Here is a 17837-nt window from a genome sequence, read left to right on the forward strand (position 1 = left end):
CAGTGTTCGATTAACGCTCAGATATGGCTGGAACTGGGCGTAGCTCCTCGCCAGTATATTCCGCCGATGGACGAATGATACGGTTATCTGCGCGCTGCTCCATAACGTGTGCAGCCCAACCTGTTAAGCGTGACATAACAAAGATTGGTGTGAACAATTTAGTCGGGATCTTCATGAAGTTATAAGCTGATGCATGGAAGAAATCGGCATTACAGAATAGTTTTTTCTCGCGCCACATGACTTCTTCACAGCGTACAGACACAGGGTAAAGTACCGTATCACCCACATCTGCCGCTAGTTTTTCAGACCAACGTTTGATGATTTCGTTACGAGGGTCACATTCTGAATAAATAGCGTGACCAAAGCCCATGATCTTTTCTTTACGCTCAAGCATACCCATCATTTCTTGTTCTGCGTGATCCGCAGATTCAAAGCGCTCAATCATTTCCATTGCCGCTTCGTTTGCACCACCATGAAGTGGGCCACGTAGAGAGCCAATCGCACCAGTAATACATGAATGCATATCAGAAAGCGTTGACGCACAAACACGCGCTGTAAAGGTTGATGCGTTAAACTCATGCTCTGCATAAAGGATAAGTGATACATGCATCACACGCTCATGTAGCTCACTTGGTTTTTCGCCGTGCAATAAGTGTAAGAAATGTGCACCGATTGAGTCGTCATCCGTCTCTACATCGATACGAACGCCATCATGGCTAAAGCGATACCAATAACAAATAATGCTAGGGAAACTTGCTAGCATGCGGTCAGTTACTTTACCTTGCTCATCAAAGCTTGCTTCACCTTCAAGGTTGCCAAGCATTGAACAACCCGTGCGTAATACGTCCATTGGGTGTGCATCAGCAGGAATACGTTCTAATACTTCTTTTAACGCCTGCGGCAAACCGCGCATTGCTTTTAGTTCGCTTTTATAAGCGTCCAGTTCAGCTTGATTTGGTAAGTTACCTTTAAGGATAAGGTGAGCCACCTCTTCAAACTGACAATTTTCAGCTAGATCCTTTACATCGTAGCCACGATAAGTCAAACCTGAGCCCGACTTACCTACCGTTGATAGTGCTGTTTTTCCTGCTACTTGACCACGAAGGCCCGCGCCACTTAGTACTTTAGCCATATTATTGTCTCCTGAATTTTTTACCTGCTGGGTATTGATATTTTGTGCTGCTGAGCAACCCTCAACAGCTTTAATTTTTTACTTATTTTTACCTTCGGCGAATAATGCATCGAGCTTTTGCTCATAATCGTGATAGCCAAGGTAATCATACAAATCCATTCGGGTTTGCATGGTATCGAGTACCGCTTTCTGGTCCCCATTTTCTAAAATAGACTGATATACCAGCTCCGCCGCTTTGTTCATCGCTCTGAACGCACTCAGTGGGTAAAGCACCATATCTACGCCCCACTCACCCAGCTCAGCTTTGTTCCAAAGTTCTGTCTTACCAAACTCAGTGATATTCGCTAGGATGGGCACATCAAGTGCTTCGCTGAATGCGCGATAGTGTTCTTCAGTTTGTACCGCTTCTGCAAAAATGCCATCAGCGCCTGCCGCGACATAAGCTTTTGCACGCTCAATTGCCGCTTCTAGCCCTTCTTGTGCAAACGAATCTGTTCTTGCCATAATGAAAAAGTCAGGATCGGTGCGCGCATCAACTGCTGCTTTAATACGGTCAACCATTTCTTCTGTCGACACGATTTCTTTATTTGGACGGTGACCACAACGCTTTTGCGCTACTTGATCTTCCATATGTACCGCAGCTGCACCTGCTTTTTCCATATCTCGGATGGTTTTTGCAATATTGAATGCGCCGCCCCATCCAGTATCAATGTCGACCATTAAAGGTAGATCACAAGCCGAGGTAATGCGACTTACATCTGCAATTACATCATTTAGAGATGTCATTCCTAAGTCAGGTAAACCATAAGATGCATTAGCGACGCCACCACCAGAAAGATAGATAGCTTGATGGCCGATTTTCTTTGCCATCATAGCGCTATATGCGTTGATAGTGCCGACGATTTGAAGCGGTTTATTGGCTTTTAATGCTTCACGAAATTTTTTTCCTGCGCTCATGATGATGCTCTCTCTTAAAAGTGTGATTGATTGCTTGCTAACTTGGTTGCGATATTATTTTTAGAATATTGAATATGTCGACGCATCAGTATTTCTGCCAGTTCTGGGTCGCGATTACTGATCGCACGGACGATATGTTTATGCTCGTCAAATGCCGTAGTGACGCGGGGGCCGGCCATCCCTAACTGCACGCGATACATACGTACCAAGTGATACAGTCCATTGACTAGCATTGAGATAAGGCTCGCATTTTTACTGCCAAGAATAATGCGGTAATGAAAATCAAGATCGCCCGCTTCTTGATAATAAGAATGTTGGTTTTTGACTTCATCGAATTGACTCGACAACAAACCTTCTAAGTCTTGAATTTCACTGTCAGTCATGTGCTGCGCTGCAAGCCTTGCCGCCATCCCTTCTAGTGCTTCACGGATCTGATAAAGCTCCATTAACCCTTCCGGTGTGAGAGTAACAACCCGCGCCCCTACATTGGCTTTACGTTCAACTAAATGACATGACTCCAAGCGATTAATTGCCTCGCGAACAACCGCTCTGCTGACCTCATACTTTGTCGACAATTCCATTTCGCTGAGCTTAGAACCTGCCGCTATTTCCCCTTCTACAATTTCCTTACGCATACGAAAGAATGCTTTATCAGAAGAAGTAACCGCTTGCTCGTCAAAAAAGCTCATCATTAGTTAGCCAGTCTTAGTAATTTAAGTTGTAGACAATATAGTGCTGGTTGACGCGCACGTCAACCAGCCTCGCCGCAAATTGTCGACAATTTTAAATATAAGCAGTATTCACCATATTTATAGCTTGTGATAAATAATCAGTCTGATGTATTTATCTCGATACGGTATCAGGTAAGGATTAATTGCATCGCTCAAAAATCATGCATATTATGAAGATACCTTTACTTTAGCCTGAAGATTACTATGCGGTGTTTTCAAATAGTAATACTTTCCCTGCTGCTAATAAGCGGCTTAGCGCAGGCGAACACCTATACCGTACTGGTCTATCACGGTGCTAATCCTCCTTACTATTTTGAAGAACAGGGAAAACCCAAAGGTATTTTTGTCGACATTTTTCAAGAGTTGGCAAAACTGACTTCACACCAATTTGAGTTTATGCCGCTCTCTGTCGCCAGAGGACAGCGCTATTTCGACCAAGGAAAAATAGATATTGAACCTGGGATCAATAAAGTATGGCGGGCCGAAGCAGACGTTCCGGGGATTTACAGCATCGACTATGCCTTCTCAACCGAAGTACTGCTTGGGTATCAATCTCGCTGTGTAGGCAAGCATAGGCCTGAGCAGTTTTACGGCGCATTGGTCGGCAAAGTAAGAGGATATCGTTACGATAATTTTGAAGCGCACTTGGGCGAAGACAAGATCGTAGTTTATGAAAATGTATCGGAGAAAGAACTGCTCGCACAGCTTGAACATGAGCGTTTAGACTACATCATGATTGGCTCGGTGACAGCAGACTACTATATTTCACAACAACCAAAGTATCGCAAATTTCAGTCTTGCTATGAAATAAGCCGATTACCCGTACATATGCGCTTGCAGCCTCATCTAACTGAGCTACAAACGGAAATAAATATCGCCTTGCGACGAATGGTTAATGACGGAAAAATAAAATCCATCTATGCTAAATATAGATTAACGCGTTAACGTGTGGAGTTGTTTAGTAATGACGAATGCTGTTGTTGGACGTCTACTACTTTTTATTTTGCTGAATAGCCCGTTGCCCTTATGGGCTAAATTGCAGGTTGTTACGGAACTTTCTCCACCCAATCAAACCATAGAAAACCACCAAGTTGCAGGTTCAAGTACCGATCTGGTCAAAGCGATTTTAAAAGCAGCTGAACTCGAGGGACAGTTTTCTATTTACCCTTGGGCTAGAGCTTTTAAATTAGCGCAGCATGACAAACATACCTTAATTTATAGCATCGCAAAGACCCCCGCGAGAGAAGACAGCTTTCATTGGATTGGTCCTGTTGCTGTATTTCATTTAGGTTTTGTTACCAATCGCTATCGCGAGGACATAAAAATTCAATCACTTGAGGATGCCAGGCAATACAAAATAGCGGTTCAGCGTGGTGATATCGCAGAAGGCACACTTAAAGCACTCGGGTTTAACTTTGTTCAAACCAGCGACATCGAAAAGTCATATGAATTACTCGTCACAAACCGTGTTGATTTAGTGATTGATGACCCGCGTTATATCAAAACCATGGCCTCGGAGCTTAACCTTCCAGCCGACCACTTTACCTTTTTATACGATGTGGAAGCACTCTCAGTAAAAGGTTACCTTGCAACGAACAACCAGCTTCCGTTAGCGATCGTTGAGAAACTACGTAGTGCATTTACTAAGATAAGTAAAACAGAAGCTTACCGACGCGTTTTAGAGCTGTAGTACAGCATTTATGGGGCTCTCATTTTACTATCTAAACCGTTTAGACAATCAAATACCTCCATACTGGCATTTTCCATATTTGCTAACATAGAGATCAGTGTCTCTTTGTCACCTCGCGCACTAGCTCGCAATGCGCTAATTCCCGATTCATGCACTTTGGCATGAGGTGATTCTAGACGTTTATAATCACCGTAATTAGAAAAATCAGCCTTACCTTCTCCCTCGTAATACCACTTACCTAAGCGGCATTGATGATGATCGGCAAATTTGCTTTCATCCCCCTCCTTACCTTCTCGAATCGCCTTGTAAATGTTTACTTTCCAAACTAAGTGATCAAGCTTCACCGTTTGCACAAACGTGCTCATGCTGGCTGCTGAAATTACATCGGCCATCATTTTTGAGGTTGAAGCCATAGATCCGACGGATTCATTGATTTCTGAGGCTGTATTAGATACTACCAGCGTCTCTTCTGTACTTTGCTTAACATGTTCAAATGCATTATCAGTGTGCTGCGTTGTCACGTTAGTTAAACTAGAGATTTTCTCAGCCGCTTCTGATGAACGACCTGCAAGTGTTCGTACTTCGTCTGCTACTACAGCAAACCCTCGGCCCTGCTCACCGGCTCTGGCTGCTTCAATTGCCGCATTTAAAGCCAGTAGGTTGGTTTGCTCAGCAATACTCTGTACTTGTGAAACAAATGAATTAATTTCTGATGCTGACTGCGATAATTGCTCAAATGACGTGTTTAAACGTGTAGATTGTTCTGTTAAGCCGCACAAGACTTGAACACAATTTGTTAGCCCTTCACTGATCCCCTGAAAATCTTTTAAACTACCCGTTAACCTCGTTTCCTCACCTTTCAGTAGATCAGCTGAAGTAGCCACATCGTGCCTCACAGCATCAAGCATTTCTAAAGATAAAAAGAAGTTTTGTACTATAGTTCGCTCAATTTCAACGGCTTTTGCCACCTCTGCAGCTTCTTCATAGGCAGTATGTAATCTTCGTTCAACATCATCCAAGCGTACTTGAAGTAATGTATTATCATTTTTAACAGAATCCAGTTCTGCCAGCAGCTGTGTTACGTTATCCTTTTTGAAAAACATCAAACACTCCTACAAAAAAAGAGCAAAAGAGAATGGTTTAGTGAAACTGGTTTACTAGTGTAAAGAGTAGCCCATATCTTTGAAAAGGGATAAAATTTCGCTATTAAACCTGCTGATTACAGTAACGATTAGAGAGGAAAAACAGTGATTGAACGAATTGACACCAAACAACGAATGAGCCGTATTGTAAAACATAATGGTACTATTTATTTATGTGGCCAAGTGTGTAAAGACGCAGAGCAAGGAATTAAGGAACAAACTGAAACCATGCTTGAGAAAGTTGATGAGCTACTTATTCAAGCAGGCAGCGACCGCAAACACATTCTTTCTGCGACAATTTATATTAAAGACATGAAGTATTTTGCAGAAATGAACGAAGTGTGGGATGCATGGGTGCCTGAAGGTTATGCACCAGCTCGCGCTTGTGTAGAAGCGAGCATGGCTCGTGATGCATTGCTTGTTGAGATTTCGGTGGTTGCTGCAGAAATCTAGTCTAAAAAATATAAGCCTAGTTTAAACAAGGCTGACTGTTAATCTGTCAGATTTGGTTTTTAGATATTGATCAAATTTGACAGCCGTATTTGACGCAGCAGTGTCAGGTGGTAATGATACCACCTAAAGTAGTGTCCGGATTTATTGAACCACAACAGTGGGTGTCTTTGGTTTATTGTTATGGCGCTGAACTCAAAGCTAGTTCTTGTATGTCAATTAGGTCAATTTCCCTACCCAATATTCGCTTATACTCTACGAGATGATGTACTGGAATAACTGGCAGTTCGATGTCTTGATAGTATTTTACCACTGACTCTGAAAAGTGGATTTCAAGCTCATGCCAAGAGCCATCTAGAGCCGACTGTATCTTCGTATTTTGAGATAAACCGATTTCAATTTTCTGATTTTGGTAAACCAACTGGAAATACTCTAGATCCCAACCGTACTCTGCATAATGACTTAACGGTTTAGATATGAACTGCGATACGCGAGCTAAGACCTTATTTGCGTCGGAGTTGTGGATATAAAGGTCTATATCAGCGATTTCACGACTGCCACCATGAATCGTTGCAGCTAGCCCACCGACAATTTGATACTCAACACCCTCAGAATCCAAGAGTTCTTTGAGCCATTTCAAGGCTACTTTCACTTTATTACTCATCTAATTCCCTTAGCTGAATTTTGCCCTGCGCCATAACGCTTCAAACACCGGCGCAGCTTTGCTGCGTCCGAGTGCTTTGACTTGTTAACTCGGCATTAAGTCACCTGCAACAGATTTTTTTAGCTTTAAACAGGGCAAGCATACATCAGCTAAATTCCCATCACATAAAATCGATGAGGCACTATTAAAGGATGAGGATTTATATATTTTAGGAACATCCCGTCCTTTTGGATACCACTCCTTTCTTTTTATGTAAGGGTAAGAGCGGGCATCTTCGCTACTTATAACTTTGCAGCCAGAGACAATCAAAAGTGCCACTATATGGGGGTCATCAAAGTCAGCATCGTTGCAAAGCCCCATTAATTCTTCCATTTTTTTATCAACAGCTTCATCATCAACCTTAACAACCTTTCCTGCTTTATTTAGTTGATTAAAAAAACGAATATATTTACCTATTAGCTTGAATTCTTCCCAGTACTTAGAGCCACCACATACCATTTTACCTTTACCACTTATAACCCAATCAAGAACTGGCTTATATTTTTCATGATTATCCAAATCAGGGTTAAATACTGTTGGAATAGTATTCATATCAATAACCAAACACATATTTACAACCTCATCAACTCTAGCTCTTCATTTAGGAAAAACTCTCTAAATTGACTTGGCTGATCATCGGGGTAGCTGCCATCTGGATTTATTTTAATACTGTATACTTTATTGCCTGACTCACCTCTTGAGAAGAACAGTACCTGAGCATCCAAGCATTCTTCTTTATTTGTGCGCAACCTAAATCGATCAATTAGGTAATCACTGTGCGTTTCAATAACGAAATTGTTGCCTGTCAGCTTTTTCGATTCATAGATAAAATCTCCAAGTGATGCTTGGGCTTTGGGATGTAAGTGAACTTCCGGCTGTTGTATCGAAATGTAGCTAGCCCCAGCTCTCCTGCGAGACTCAAGAACAATTGGCAATACCTGTGAAACACCATAACCAACATTAGAAACTAGAAGCTCGCTACCTCCCAAGTCAACATTCACTTGGAATGGTGAGGACGCCTCTTTACCAAATCGCTTCACACGAACAGCATCAAAAAGTCCGCTATTCTTACCGAACTCATTTATAGCTTTTAACATTTTAGAGTCATTCTTTTCGGTAGTTTTACCTAGTATTTTGTTTAAAATTACAGGGATATGACTGCCTTCTGCAGAGTAATCTGATGATTGGCTTGTATAGATTTTCTCGGGCTTTGCTCTAATAGGAGCTATCCAACGACATTCAGGTGCATTCACTTCAATTTCGAAACTGATCTTCTTCTTGTCTTTCAGTAAGTCCTTTCCTGCCATATCGGCAACTATAAATTGATAAGCATTTGCAAAGAAAAGCTGTCTAGGAAACCCTTCTTTTGAAAATTTCTTATATCCTTTTGGTCGGCTTTCTAAATGTTCTTCCATACAATAATCAATCAATGATTCAACGTCATTCTCATCAATATCCTGTACTTTATAGCGCAGAGAGCTATCTGAAATAATCGTTGATATAAGCCCGATTGGGCTTAAAAAACTATATTTATAGACTGCAGGGATACCTTCTTCATTTTTAAACGTTATAAGCCTAAGATTTGCCTTTTCGTCTTCACTATCACTCTTTGAATCATAAAACCCAACAGTGAAATATTTTTTATTCAGAGACTTCTTGCTAACAATTTCAGAAAACGATGAAAAGTGAAGATCTGGGTCATCAAAAGAAGGCCTAAACCAAAAGCGAGGAGAGCCAAGCACTTTTAAAGAAGATAAAAATGATGTTTTTCCAGTACTGTTCTCACCAACTAAGAAATTTACTGAATTTAGCGGAATAAATTCATTGCTAAACCCACGATAGTTATCCAAATAAATTAATTTCAATTCTTACTCCTTTAAGAGAGTTAACGCCACCAACAGCGGCCGAGCGTAGCGAGGTCCAGCCCCGAAGGGGCGATGCTGCTTGGCCTTGTTAACTGTTTGGCCACAATAGTTTCTCTACTTGATCGTATTTCTCAGCCACTTTAAGAAATGGCTCTGCCCACCCACTACTTCAACTGACCTCTTGTAGGGGGCCAGTTGGCGCAAACAGAACACTAACCTCAACTCGCTCTGGTAATTTATACGACTTTGCCATTTTCAATAATTTTGTAATTTCTTTGGCTGCCTGATCTGAATCTTCCCAATAAGACCAACAAAAGTCATTATCTGGAATTTTCACCAGCTCTATCACCGACTCCAATATATGAACCAAAGCCTCGTAAGGCTCTGACTCATCAATTGTTCCGTGTATTAATTCTTTAGTTTGATCTAATTTCATAGAGACAGTTAACGAGCCTGTAGAATAACTCGTTTTAATTTATTTTTATTGATGCATTAACCATAGCCGAGTTCCCATTTTGATTCAATTAGTTACTTCGATTTTACGTAAAATATAAAAAGAGGGGTTGCTGTTGCTTTAATTGGCGTTTTGGAAGGTATTGCAGGTGTTTGATTGGCTTATTTGAGGTGATAAGGGCTTACTCTAATTAGTGCATCGTGTTTTGCAGCTTTTCTATGTTATGAACAAGGCAATACAGCTGCCACTGAGCATTCACTTTCGTTTGACCCCGTAAAGTCAGTTTATTCATTCCTTTGTTTACCATAATATTGCCGAACACGGGCTCTATACAGCCGAGTCGTTTGCTGTAATGCCGTCGCCCCATTGGGCTGTCTATTTTAACCTTCATTTTGTCGATATAGCTGAGTTTTTTACGTGATTCATCATTTTTAAACTGTACTTGTCGGCCTGTTTTTATCGGTGGCTTTCGCATGCACTGCTGTTGTAGTGGACATACTTTGCAATCTTTTAAGTAACCACAGAATCGCGTGTATTCTTGGTTGTAGCTTTTTACATTGATACCGCTTCGCCACATCTCGTTCCCTGCGGGGCAGCGGCAGGTTTGTGTTGCTTCATCATAATGGAAGTCGTCTGAGGTAAATAAGCGTGGCTTGCCTTTACTGCGTTTTAATCGGCGCTTTTCTTGCTCTGTTTCGTAGGTTTCGCTCTCTTTAAACAGTGGGTTGCGTTTTCTAAATTGGTTATCAGCTATGTAAGTATCAAAGCCACTTTGCGCCATGAATTCAAGGTTCGCTTCACTATTAAATCCACTGTCTGCGGTAAATTTAATGGCCTGTTTGTTAGAGAATTTATCACTGTTCAGTTTTTCAAGTTGTCGTTTTAATTGCTCAACGGCTGGCTGCAGTGTTTGTTGCTCGCCCACCGAGCCCCATGCCTGTGCTTGTAGTATAATTTGATGTTTATCATCGTTTATCGCTATCCCGTTATAGCCTTGAATTGTGCCTTTTGACGTGGTCATTTTCGCGCTATCTGGGTCGGTAATATTACTTTTAACCGGCTTACCTTTACTGCCTGTTTTCTCTTCGTGAGTAGCTAAGAACGCGGTGATTTTATCTGCACTTTTATCTAGCTTTTCTTTTTGCTTTAAGTCTTGAGTGACCAGCTCTTCACTTAAGCCATCTTGCGCTTGATGGCGCTCAATTATGCGTTTGCTTGCGCGTTCTAATTTGGCTTTTCTACGGCCTAGCTCATCGAGTGTACCGCTCCACTCCTTGCTCGCATTCGACTTTAACTTGCAGCCATCAATGGCAAACATGTTGCGGCCTATCAAGCCTTCTTCATCACATATCATCAGCACTTGCGTAAATAGCGGTTCAATCTGCTCATGCATTTTGGCCACGAAACTTGCTATTGATGTGTAATGCGGCTGAAGATCCCCTGACACACTCATGAACAGAATATTGTTCTCACAAGCCTTGGCTATTCGGCGGCTACTAATTAATCCATGAGCATAACCAAGTAAAATTATCTTTAACATCACCGTGGGCGGATACGCCGCAGCGCCCGATTTATCATTGTTATACCACGCGTCAAAGCTCGACAAGTCGAGTTTATTTTCGACAATATAACAAAGGGCATATTCAAATGTACCAGGCAAAATTTGCTCAGCGAAATTGATAGAAATGAATTTATTTTGGCAGGATAAGTCAGGCTTGTAGTTGGCCATAACAGTTTACCGTGGGTGAATAATATCTATTAGATCACAGTAACCAACTCGATTCAAGGTTAAGAAACTGTCAATCTAAAACCAACAATCCAGTACCTGAAAAGAGTAATTCTACAGCCTCAACGCCGCATTAAGGTGTGAGCGGCGCTTGGCTATACTTGAGCGAAGCGAAACGGCCAAGCGTTGCGAATCACTCTTAAATGCTTTGTTATGTGTCTTTAGCTAAACCCAAAGCTCCTTTAGACATACGCAGATAGAGCTTCAGGGTTGTGTCCTGCTTCATCCTCTCGTAATAGATGAATTGTATTTGCGATAGTAGCAAAGCGATTGTCATCAGCTAGTTTTTTTAGATATGAGTGAAGTGCAGTTTCTGGCTTAACTAAGACTCGGTGACGCCCAAGAAATAAATAAGGCTTATCATCAGGTGTTTGGAATTCTCGCCAATAAATGGTACCAGACCAGCGCCCACTTATGTCAGGAACCACATTGACAGGTCTACCCTTATAGTTAACTCTGCTTAGCTGGATGTTTAGCAGACTGACCTCTAAATCGTTACCTATAGGCAACACTCTCGCTGAAGCTAAAGGGTCATTGTCAAAGAGCATAGAGAAATTCCGGTCAGGTTGCATTATATAGACTGGAATGTTGGGGCTATATTGTTTAACAAATCCCTGAACGCAAGCATAAGCAAGTTCAAACGCCTGGGGACTCTCTAACGGAAAGTAAGCCCCGCCATTTTGAAAATTGCGCTGCCCTTGTAAGCAAAAGACTATTCCTTCTATATCAGCCAACTCAGTTAAATTAATAAACTTTGCATTCATAACCGAGTCTTGCAATCGTGAGGTTGGTTCGACAGGAGTGAGTTTGTTACATATTAAGTCTGGGTAGTTTTGATAGGCTATAGCAAGTTCCGAACCCGTGAATGTATCATAAACATTTCCGCCGTTACTTGCTGCTTCGTTCTGTAAGGTATGAATCGTCTCAGGATCATAAGATTCTGTACTTTTGAGAAAGCTACGATACCCCTTATGAAAGAGGTTACGCACTTCATCAGTATATTGCTTTTCTGCGGCATTGTTGTTGAGTTGCTGCCTATCGATAGAAAATTCAAAGCCTTTCGGCGTAAGTGAGTTCATGTGATAAGTACCAACTCTAAGTACGTCAATACAAAAAGACGATACTCGAATAGGAACCGAAAAACCACAAATAGCCGATCGTTGCCTATGTATTCCATGACCTTCCATCACATTAAACATGCTCTTATTCGGCTCAGATGTAAATGTAGCCTTATTATTTTCCATTCTATATGCCAATCCAAACTTCAAAGATGCTTTAGGCGTTGTTTCATGGAATTTAAAGACCTTAATATCTAAGCTGCTAGCTTTCTGACGGCGCACTCCGAAAAGTAGCTCTTCATTTACATCAGGTACCTCTACCTCAATACGTTCTTCATTTCCATCCAACTCAAGAGTCAAAGAAACCATTGAACAAAGTATCTGATTCTTAAGCGCAATGTAAATATCGTCAATGACTACGTCTGGCTTGAGCTTTAAAGAGATATTAGTTCCACAAGCTCTATCTACAGGTCTAAAAACCGTATAGTCTTTTAAATTTTCAAGTTGAACATTAAACTCGAAACCCCGCGCACATTGAGCGTCATTGGGCTTGCCTCTGTAATTTTCAAATGCCGCAGTAGATACTGTAGCAATGTCTGAAATAGTGAAGACGGACCAGAAACCAATGCCAAAACGAGCAATTGGTGAATAGTCACTTTCAGTGTATGTGACTTCACAGGACCTACTGCTACCGACTGTTAACAAGTTATTCAGAACCGTACGCTCAGACATCCCACAACCATTATCTGAGACAGAGACAGAATGGCTGTCTCTGTTGAAAGCAACACGTACCTCTGGGTGATACTTATCTGACGGCGCAGAATGATGCGCTCTATACCGACATGCCTCTACAGAGTTTTGAACTAATTCTCGAAGGGCTATACCTTGATCTCGTCGCCAAATCGCATTAGATGCGATGAGGTCAATGACATTTCTCTTATTTAACCTAACCCCGAGGCGATGAAATTCTCCGTGACTAAGTGTAAGGTCACGATGAAATGTGCCTCCTCTTATTTTCAAGCGCTTAACATTAGAGCGGTGGTCAATATCACTGTAACCTTGAATCCATTCTTCCATTTGGTCAAAAGTTCGATGGGCAAGCGCCAATACATTTTCATCGGAAAATGTTCCGCTCACAATAATACGGCCGTCTTGGGCTACTGCAAGACTATCTCCGGTACATACATGCTTCATGTTTTCTGCATACGATATCTTGGCTGGAGAACTTTGGTCTTTCACCAGTTGCTCAAGGACACCATCAACAACGCGTGTGTCACTAAACTCAATAGCGTCTGCAACACATACAATTACTGCTAACTGAGCTAGGTCGCTTTCTTTCTGACCAGCCGCAAATGGGCGATAAAGTTCTTTTTCAAGTTGAGGAATGGAATAATTATGGGCCTTCATCATGAGGTCCAAAGCCGAAACAAGGTTACGAGGAACTGCCAGAGACTCTGCATGTTCCTCTATATATCTGCCACCACGATTTGAATGGTTCTTCCTTAAATGGTTTTGAAGATCTTCACTAGTCTTCCAACCATCTTGGGAACTAAGCCCAAGCTTTGCTCTCAATGATTCTTCTTCCCCAGGGAATACGGCCATCCCTAAATCATGAGCATATGCTGCTGCAATCAGTAAAAATATTTCCTGAGCTGTAAGGGCTTCTGGCAACTCAACATCGAAGCAAGCTCCAAGTAAACATTGCTCCATCCTATGAACAACTTGATAACCATGATGCACATCATGCCGTGTATAGTATGGGAAATAGTTCTTGATTGACGCCATAAGAGGCTCAATTGCACGAACAAATGTTTTAATTCGCTCAGCATATTCTGAGTCGAGAGATAATAGCTGAGTATAAAGCTTTGTCTCTTTAAGCTCAGTAATGGAATCTCTTACTTTCATTATTTCCCTTTCTCTATTCTATAAACTTCTTACTGACAACGTAACTATCGGACACATGACAGCTTATTAGCATGAATTCCTGAATATCTCACTTATCCACAAGAGAAATGAATACAACATTCAAGTTAACTTTATTTAATATTTTTAGTAAGTTACCAGCCAAACTTTGTCATTTCAACATGCAAATTACCTGAAAAAACGAGTTGGGACTTATCCGAGCCACAAATTGGCTCGCTAAGAACAAGTTGCAAATAGCTAACATATTAAAAATACTCAGTTTTAAATGGCACTTACGAGATATCCGAGCCTTTTTATTTCTCGTTATTGATCTTTTCTTAAAACATTAGGCAGCTTACCTTGCAATTTTGTTACCTGTCACTTAAAACTGTATAAATAAACAGTGAACAAAGGATTCAAAATGCCTAGATCACCATTTTTAGAGTCTGTTAGGCTAGAGCTTAGAACAAAACGCTATAGCATCAGAACAGAGAAGTCCTACCTATTTTGGATTAAGTCCTACATTTTGTTTAATGATAAAAAGCACCCTGAGCAAATGGGCAATCAAGAAGTTGAGCGTTTTTTAAACCACCTTGCGGTCAACAAGCAAGTTAGTAGCGCAACGCAAAACCAAGCGTTGTGTGCCCTTATTTTTTTATATCGCTATGTGATACAGCGGGAAATTCAAGGGTTAAAATACACGCTAACTAAAAAAGAGCAAGCAATCCCATGTGTACTAACTCATGAAGAGGCAATGATGATTATCTCTAAGCTACATGGCAAGTATCAATTAGTCGCATCTCTTCTTTATGGTTGTGGGCTCAGAATAAACGAAGCCTTACACCTGAGAATAAAAGATATCAACTTTACTAATAGCACTCTATTTGTATTTAGAGGAAAGGGCAAAAAAGACCGATATACGCTGCTGCCCAAGTCATTGCATTCGCAATTAACGGCGCAAATCGAATATGCAACCATGGTACATCAGCAAGATATAAAAGCGGGCTTTGGTTTTACATCTTTGCCTGTATCTCTTATCAAAAAATATAAAAATGCAGCTAAAGATCTTTCATGGCAGTACCTTTTTCCTTCCACTACTCGCTGTCAGCACCCCCATGATGGCTATATTTGCCGGCATCACATACACGAAACCGCTTTTAGAAAACAGCTAAGGAGCGCCGTTAAGCAATGCAATATCCCAAAACAAGTTAAAGCTCATACTTTCCGACACACGTTTGCAACACAACTATTAATCAACGGAACCGATATCAGAACTGTTCAGGAGCTTTTGGGCCACACTGATATTCGTACAACTGAAAGATATACTCATGTTATTGGCACAAGATTTGGCACCACCCTCAGCCCACTGGAGCAACTTCAAAACTCCATAACCTCTGAACACTTACCCACTTAAGTATTTGCTTTTTTCACAAATTTCGCCGTAACCATCATTTCACCTACGCCATCAACCTTGCAGTCAAGTTCGTGGTCTTTTTTATCCAGCACACGCCTTACCAAAGCCTTGGTGCCAATCTTAATGACTTGTGAGCTGCCTTTAATCTTAAGATCTTTAATCACAGTGACTTTATCGCCATCCACTAATAGTGTGCCATTGGCATCTTTTACTTGAATGTCGTCCTCGGTAGCAGTCGCGTTTGGATCCCATTCGTAAGCACATTCAGGGCATATTAGCTGACTTTGATCTTGATAAACATATTCAGAATTGCACTTGGGGCAAGGTGGTAAAGACATAATTAACCGTATCACTTTTAAGACTGTGTATCATGGACATATGATACTGTAAAAGTGACTGGAGCGTCCTCTATATTCTTCTTTAACTCGCTATTGAATTAAGAATAGCTACCCAAAATGTTGCGGCACGATAATTGCTCAATTATTGTTCTACATTTCATCATATAAAGGATTACCTATGCTTGTTAGCCAAACCCAGGAGGTTGGATCACCAGAAACTTATAGCAGCCATAGCCCGCATCAACCAAAAGAGGCTGAAGCAGTACAGAAAGACACCCGAGTCTCTATTAGCCAAACCGCAAACAGTGCCGAACATAATTGGCAAACTATTGCCTCTAACTACAACGTTCACAACATTTCAGCGGCGGAAGTACGGGCTATGTCCCGAGAACTATTCGAAGGAGGATTTATTGATTCAGGCCAAATGATGGCTATCGGCGCGCCAATATCAATAACTGAAAATCCTCACGAAAAAATCAATTTACTTGGTGATATGAAGCGTACATTTGAAATCTCAGCAGCTAGCGGCGGGCTCAATAAAACATCGCGAGAGATTTATGCTTCGGCGATCAATACGCTTGAACATCTCGCCAAGACACACAGAAATACAATGCTAATTTGAGGGGTTAATCTGTCTAGCCGCGCTATACCAGTTTGTTCATTATTCACTCAACCCGAGGGAGCAAATAGCAATATTTTAGGCACAAAAAAAGCAAGCCTTAGCTTGCTTTTTCTTCATCAATTAAGCGATTAAAGCTTAACGATGTTCTCAGCTTGAGGACCTTTCTGGCCGTCAGTTACTGTGAATTCTACTCTCTCGCCTTCAGCAAGTGTACGGAAACCGTCACCTTTGATTGCGCTGAAGTGTGCGAACACGTCAGGGCCATTTTCTTGAGCGATGAAACCAAAACCTTTAGACTCGTTAAACCACTTAACGGTACCTGTAAGAGTGTTAGACATAATACTAATCCTGATATAAAAACAAAAACCAATGCTGCGCATTGATGAGCTATGCCCATGTGGGCGCATAGACCTAAATTTGTAGAGTGGATAAAACTTCAGGACGGTACTACTACAAGCAAACACTTATACAACAACGTAATGGAGATTTTAAAACACTGACTCAAATTCTGTCTATGAACATCATATAGGGATTCCGCCCTAAGTCAATGTATTTTTAATCATCAATATGACTTGCTAATGACAAATATCAATATTTTTTTCACGGCTTTTTCAACACCCTATTTTTTAAACACATTATTCCCCTAACCCTGTGTAAATAATAGAGATTGCAATAAAATATTCATAAAGCTAGAGAGACTTTTTTGACTCTAATTCCCGAATTAATTGCACCACTTGCTCGACAACCACTTGCGGGGCTTTCATAGGTACGGTGTGGTCGCTTCCCTTGGCAATAATTAGCTCAGAATCACAATGTGATGCCAATGCTTCTTGTCCTTCTCGCCATGCTTTAACATCGCGCTGAGTTGGATCAAATGGTCTTTGGGCAACGATAACACGACATGGTATATGATCAGGTGCTTGATGCGCCCGAACACTCGCAACGGTTTCACTTAGCGCTTGAGTTTCCCGGCGCAGAGCTTCACCGAAGGTATTTTCTGGCAGAGTACTCAAGGGTTTAAGTAGCTTATCCTGCGCTAAGGCATGGGTTTTATCGATGAAGTAAACGGTCACAGGGTCAACATACAACAAGCCTGCAACTTGCTCTGGATAATAGGTGATGTAGTTTTGCATTACATAGTATGCGTATGAATGACCAACATAAATAAATGGCGGCCGAATATCAAGCGTTCTCAACACTTCACGAAGATTACGATTATCTGTATCAATACTATAGGCTCTGCGGCTAAGCTCGCTTTTGCCATAACCTTCACGGTTATAGGCCACCAATGCATTGGGTACTTGCTGCGCGAGACCCATCATTACTGGTGTCCAATAAATGGCAGGCGCTGCAGAGCCACTTTCAAAAACAACGGCAGGTTCATTGCCCGCAACATGATAAACCTGCAAAGATACTTTGTTCGCAACCACGATGTGCTCTTGAATATCGCGTTCAAGCGCAATCTGTGCATAAGCACTATTAACGAACAACAACCCCAATAAAGTTAGCGTGCGATACATATCGTTTCCTTGATATCTATAGTTCGACTCTAAAGTTAGCAGCTAGATGCACCATAAGCTAATGACATTTTTG

The 17837-nt window shown here is 41.4% G+C and carries 18 protein-coding genes; 5 read left to right on the forward strand and 13 right to left on the reverse strand.

All coding sequences use genetic code 11. From position 1 onward, the window contains the following. Positions 1 to 10: 10 nt before the first annotated feature. From prpC to GSF13_RS03685, 3 genes are all read right to left on the reverse strand, one after another. Positions 11 to 1132 (reverse strand): 2-methylcitrate synthase, encoded by a 1122-nt coding sequence (gene prpC / locus GSF13_RS03675; RefSeq protein WP_017217742.1) that lies wholly within the window; start codon positions 1130 to 1132, stop codon positions 11 to 13. Between the two features lie 78 nt (positions 1133 to 1210). Then, on the reverse strand, positions 1211 to 2089 hold the full coding sequence (gene prpB / locus GSF13_RS03680; RefSeq protein WP_010603812.1) for a methylisocitrate lyase: 879 nt from the start codon (positions 2087 to 2089) through the stop codon (positions 1211 to 1213). 14 nt (positions 2090 to 2103) lie between these two features. Further along, on the reverse strand, positions 2104 to 2778 hold the full coding sequence (locus tag GSF13_RS03685) for a GntR family transcriptional regulator (protein WP_174169697.1): 675 nt from the start codon (positions 2776 to 2778) through the stop codon (positions 2104 to 2106). Between the two features lie 246 nt (positions 2779 to 3024). On the opposite strand from GSF13_RS03685, the gene GSF13_RS03690 reads away from it, so the two are divergent. Both GSF13_RS03690 and GSF13_RS03695 read left to right on the forward strand, forming a co-directional pair. Then, positions 3025 to 3765: a transporter substrate-binding domain-containing protein gene (locus GSF13_RS03690; protein ID WP_249122630.1), complete on the forward strand. Its 741-nt coding sequence runs from the start codon at positions 3025 to 3027 to the stop codon at positions 3763 to 3765. Positions 3766 to 3784: 19 nt separating this feature from the next. Beyond that, positions 3785 to 4510, forward strand: a complete 726-nt coding sequence (locus GSF13_RS03695; RefSeq protein ID WP_211865213.1) for a transporter substrate-binding domain-containing protein — start codon at positions 3785 to 3787, stop codon at positions 4508 to 4510. Positions 4511 to 4518: 8 nt separating this feature from the next. Here the strand turns inward: GSF13_RS03695 and GSF13_RS24880 are convergent, their stop codons facing one another. Next, the gene (locus tag GSF13_RS24880) at positions 4519 to 5613 is read right to left on the reverse strand and encodes a methyl-accepting chemotaxis protein (RefSeq protein WP_052258321.1); all 1095 of its coding nucleotides are present in this window, start codon (positions 5611 to 5613) and stop codon (positions 4519 to 4521) included. A 174-nt stretch (positions 5614 to 5787) separates the two neighbouring features. On the opposite strand from GSF13_RS24880, the gene GSF13_RS03705 reads away from it, so the two are divergent. Continuing rightward, positions 5788 to 6105, forward strand: a complete 318-nt coding sequence (locus GSF13_RS03705) for a RidA family protein (RefSeq protein ID WP_226899045.1) — start codon at positions 5788 to 5790, stop codon at positions 6103 to 6105. 178 nt (positions 6106 to 6283) lie between these two features. Here the strand turns inward: GSF13_RS03705 and GSF13_RS03710 are convergent, their stop codons facing one another. From GSF13_RS03710 to GSF13_RS03735, 6 genes are all read right to left on the reverse strand, one after another. Then, a complete protein-coding gene (locus tag GSF13_RS03710) occupies positions 6284 to 6766 on the reverse strand; it encodes a hypothetical protein (protein WP_211865215.1) in 483 nt (160 codons plus the stop codon). Between the two features lie 84 nt (positions 6767 to 6850). After that, positions 6851 to 7357: a hypothetical protein gene (locus tag GSF13_RS03715; RefSeq protein WP_211865217.1), complete on the reverse strand. Its 507-nt coding sequence runs from the start codon at positions 7355 to 7357 to the stop codon at positions 6851 to 6853. A gap of 20 nt (positions 7358 to 7377) precedes the next feature. After that, positions 7378 to 8670 carry an AAA family ATPase gene (locus tag GSF13_RS03720; RefSeq protein WP_017216662.1) on the reverse strand — a complete coding sequence of 431 codons (1293 nt, stop codon included), beginning with the start codon at positions 8668 to 8670 and terminating at the stop codon, positions 7378 to 7380. A gap of 169 nt (positions 8671 to 8839) precedes the next feature. Beyond that, on the reverse strand, positions 8840 to 9106 hold the full coding sequence (locus tag GSF13_RS03725; protein WP_211865219.1) for a hypothetical protein: 267 nt from the start codon (positions 9104 to 9106) through the stop codon (positions 8840 to 8842). Positions 9107 to 9314: 208 nt separating this feature from the next. Further along, the gene (locus tag GSF13_RS03730; RefSeq protein WP_211865221.1) at positions 9315 to 10853 is read right to left on the reverse strand and encodes an IS1182 family transposase; all 1539 of its coding nucleotides are present in this window, start codon (positions 10851 to 10853) and stop codon (positions 9315 to 9317) included. 239 nt (positions 10854 to 11092) lie between these two features. After that, positions 11093 to 13873 (reverse strand): ATP-binding protein, encoded by a 2781-nt coding sequence (locus GSF13_RS03735; RefSeq protein ID WP_211865223.1) that lies wholly within the window; start codon positions 13871 to 13873, stop codon positions 11093 to 11095. 418 nt (positions 13874 to 14291) lie between these two features. On the opposite strand from GSF13_RS03735, the gene GSF13_RS03740 reads away from it, so the two are divergent. Beyond that, the gene (locus GSF13_RS03740; protein ID WP_206472397.1) at positions 14292 to 15284 is read left to right on the forward strand and encodes an integron integrase; all 993 of its coding nucleotides are present in this window, start codon (positions 14292 to 14294) and stop codon (positions 15282 to 15284) included. Here GSF13_RS03740 and GSF13_RS03745 read toward each other — a convergent pair. Continuing rightward, on the reverse strand, positions 15281 to 15622 hold the full coding sequence (locus GSF13_RS03745) for a zinc ribbon domain-containing protein YjdM (protein WP_010603818.1): 342 nt from the start codon (positions 15620 to 15622) through the stop codon (positions 15281 to 15283). The genes GSF13_RS03740 and GSF13_RS03745 overlap by 4 nt on opposite strands. A 178-nt stretch (positions 15623 to 15800) precedes the next feature. On the opposite strand from GSF13_RS03745, the gene GSF13_RS03750 reads away from it, so the two are divergent. Then, a complete protein-coding gene (locus GSF13_RS03750; RefSeq protein WP_174169583.1) occupies positions 15801 to 16244 on the forward strand; it encodes a hypothetical protein in 444 nt (147 codons plus the stop codon). 128 nt (positions 16245 to 16372) lie between these two features. Here the strand turns inward: GSF13_RS03750 and GSF13_RS03755 are convergent, their stop codons facing one another. Together GSF13_RS03755 and GSF13_RS03760 are read right to left on the reverse strand one after the other, a co-directional pair. After that, on the reverse strand, positions 16373 to 16582 hold the full coding sequence (locus GSF13_RS03755; protein ID WP_010603820.1) for a cold shock domain-containing protein: 210 nt from the start codon (positions 16580 to 16582) through the stop codon (positions 16373 to 16375). Positions 16583 to 16933: 351 nt separating this feature from the next. Then, positions 16934 to 17764, reverse strand: coding sequence for an alpha/beta hydrolase (locus GSF13_RS03760; RefSeq protein ID WP_206472395.1), 831 nt, complete (start codon positions 17762 to 17764; stop codon positions 16934 to 16936). Positions 17765 to 17837 lie beyond the last annotated feature (73 nt).

Source organism: Pseudoalteromonas sp. M8, from assembly GCF_018141365.1.
In the GTDB taxonomy this organism is placed as follows: domain Bacteria; phylum Pseudomonadota; class Gammaproteobacteria; order Enterobacterales; family Alteromonadaceae; genus Pseudoalteromonas.

Coding starts and splice junctions, on each gene's coding strand:
- prpC (WP_017217742.1), bottom strand. CDS start 1,132: ATGGCTAAAGTACTAAGTGGCGCGGGCCTTCGTGGTCAAGTAGCAGGA.
- prpB (WP_010603812.1), bottom strand. CDS start 2,089: ATGAGCGCAGGAAAAAAATTTCGTGAAGCATTAAAAGCCAATAAACCG.
- GSF13_RS03685 (WP_174169697.1), bottom strand. CDS start 2,778: ATGAGCTTTTTTGACGAGCAAGCGGTTACTTCTTCTGATAAAGCATTC.
- GSF13_RS03690 (WP_249122630.1), top strand. CDS start 3,025: ATGCGGTGTTTTCAAATAGTAATACTTTCCCTGCTGCTAATAAGCGGC.
- GSF13_RS03695 (WP_211865213.1), top strand. CDS start 3,785: ATGACGAATGCTGTTGTTGGACGTCTACTACTTTTTATTTTGCTGAAT.
- GSF13_RS24880 (WP_052258321.1), bottom strand. CDS start 5,613: ATGTTTTTCAAAAAGGATAACGTAACACAGCTGCTGGCAGAACTGGAT.
- GSF13_RS03705 (WP_226899045.1), top strand. CDS start 5,788: ATGAGCCGTATTGTAAAACATAATGGTACTATTTATTTATGTGGCCAA.
- GSF13_RS03710 (WP_211865215.1), bottom strand. CDS start 6,766: ATGAGTAATAAAGTGAAAGTAGCCTTGAAATGGCTCAAAGAACTCTTG.
- GSF13_RS03715 (WP_211865217.1), bottom strand. CDS start 7,357: ATGAATACTATTCCAACAGTATTTAACCCTGATTTGGATAATCATGAA.
- GSF13_RS03725 (WP_211865219.1), bottom strand. CDS start 9,106: ATGAAATTAGATCAAACTAAAGAATTAATACACGGAACAATTGATGAG.
- GSF13_RS03730 (WP_211865221.1), bottom strand. CDS start 10,853: ATGGCCAACTACAAGCCTGACTTATCCTGCCAAAATAAATTCATTTCT.
- GSF13_RS03735 (WP_211865223.1), bottom strand. CDS start 13,873: ATGAAAGTAAGAGATTCCATTACTGAGCTTAAAGAGACAAAGCTTTAT.
- GSF13_RS03740 (WP_206472397.1), top strand. CDS start 14,292: ATGCCTAGATCACCATTTTTAGAGTCTGTTAGGCTAGAGCTTAGAACA.
- GSF13_RS03745 (WP_010603818.1), bottom strand. CDS start 15,622: ATGTCTTTACCACCTTGCCCCAAGTGCAATTCTGAATATGTTTATCAA.
- GSF13_RS03750 (WP_174169583.1), top strand. CDS start 15,801: ATGCTTGTTAGCCAAACCCAGGAGGTTGGATCACCAGAAACTTATAGC.
- GSF13_RS03755 (WP_010603820.1), bottom strand. CDS start 16,582: ATGTCTAACACTCTTACAGGTACCGTTAAGTGGTTTAACGAGTCTAAA.
- GSF13_RS03760 (WP_206472395.1), bottom strand. CDS start 17,764: ATGTATCGCACGCTAACTTTATTGGGGTTGTTGTTCGTTAATAGTGCT.